The organism is Aquiflexum sp., assembly GCF_041751335.1.
Classification (GTDB): domain Bacteria; phylum Bacteroidota; class Bacteroidia; order Cytophagales; family Cyclobacteriaceae; genus Aquiflexum.
Window position 1 is genome coordinate 1 of sequence record NZ_JBGSXS010000108.1, and the last position, 1,836, is coordinate 1,836.

Below are 1,836 nucleotides of genomic sequence, written 5' to 3' on the forward strand. Positions count from 1 at the left end.
ATAGGTCTCCGAATAAACTCTCCAAAAGGAATATCAGGCTAAAGTTGGAAATTGTGCCACAGCTTCGTCAACAGTTGCGACCGGCTTTTGGCAGGCCTTATTGAAGCAAACGTAAATTAATGCATTTCCATCAGAATCCGCGGTTTTATATTCCAAAAGAGGGATTTTTTCTCCGACATCGGCTGTCACTGAAAGTACATAATTGGGAAGGTATTGTTTCTGTAAGCCCTTTGCCAATACTTTAGCTTGCTTGCCAGTAATGGCCACCTCAGCCTTTGGCACCAAAGTTTGGAGGTATAAGGATGCCCAATTGCATAAAAATCCAGGTTCGGTAATAATGAGTTTGCTCATGCTTCCCAACATTTTTTCAGCGATTTCAAGGTATTGATCATTGTAAAAATACAAACCCAAATCCTGCAGGTTCCGGGCCAAGATGGAATTCGAAGCCGGAATTACATTGTCAAAAAGCTCCTTTTTATTGGCAATCAGTTTTTCTGCTTTGGGATTGTTGAAAAAGAAGAATCCATCGGTCTCATCATAGAATTGTTCTAAAACAATGTCCAAAAGTTCTTTCGCTTTATGGATCCATTTGGCATCAAAATCCAATTGGTATAATGAAACAAAAGCCCGGATAACTGAAGCATAATCTTCCAAAAATGCAGGAGTATAAGCTTTTCCGTTTTTATAGGAACGATAAAGAATGCCGTCCTTGAACATGTTGGCCAAAAGGAATTCACCATTGTTGTGGGCCAATTTTTTGGCCTTCTCCTCCCCTGTTGCCAGATATGCCTGAACCAAACCGGAAATCATCAGCCCGTTCCATCCGCTCAACACCTTGTCATCCAAACCGGGATAAATCCTTTTGTTCCGTACTTCCAAAAGCTTGGCTTTAAGCTTATTCAATCTGTCCAAATATGCAGCAACCGACAATCCTTCGGCAGCAGACAGATCTTGGTAATCTTGGGTCTGAAAAAGGATATTGACACCTTCTTCCCAGTTTCCCTGAAATTTGAGGTTATACAATTTCTTCAGCCAGGCCAAGTCCTCACCTATAATGAATTCAATTTCCTCATAGGTCCAGGTATAGAATTTCCCCTCCATACCTTCTGAATCGGCATCTTGGGCTGCATAAAAACCACCTTCCTCTTGCAACATTTCCAATTCCAACCAATTGATAGTTTCCATGACTTTCTCCCTGAAATAATTCTCACCACTCACCTGATATGCCTTGGCAAAGAGTTCCAGAAGCTGTCCATTGTCATAAAGCATCTTTTCAAAATGAGGAGCAAACCATTCCACATCCACCGAATACCTAGCAAAACCTCCACGGATATGGTCATATATCCCTCCCATTCCGATTTTTTTCAGGGTAAAAAAGACATGGTCCAATAATGCCTGATCCTTTTTCAATAATGCATAATCCAATAAAAATGACCAGATGGCTGGCATAGGGAATTTAGGTTTTCGGTTCAAACCTCCCCATTCCAAGTCAAATTGATCCTGAAGTTTTTGAACAGCAGCTGCCAGTTTCTCTTTGGACAAGTCTGCTTTTTGCGGGCTTATACCATATTTTTCCAATTCTGATCGACCAAGGCTCCTACCAAAACCTTCCGCACTTTCTGCTAATTGGTCATAATGATTTTCATAGGCATTGGCAATATTCTGTAGTAGTTCCTTCCATTGTTTATTGGGAAAATAGGTGCCTCCATAAAAAGGTTTTTGATCAGGCATCAGAAATACATTCAATGGCCAGCCCCCATTCAAGCCCATGGTCTGAATGGCGTCCATATAGATATTGTCGAGGTCAGGCCTTTCTTCCCTGTCAATCTTGATACA

At 41.2% G+C, this 1,836-nt stretch carries 1 protein-coding gene; it reads right to left on the minus strand.

What is annotated here, in order from left to right:
- Positions 1-33 precede the first annotated feature (33 nt).
- Positions 34-1,836, minus strand: a 1,803-nt coding sequence (locus tag ACEW8U_RS06150; protein ID WP_373521161.1) for a thioredoxin domain-containing protein, incomplete at its 5' end; no start/stop codon positions are given.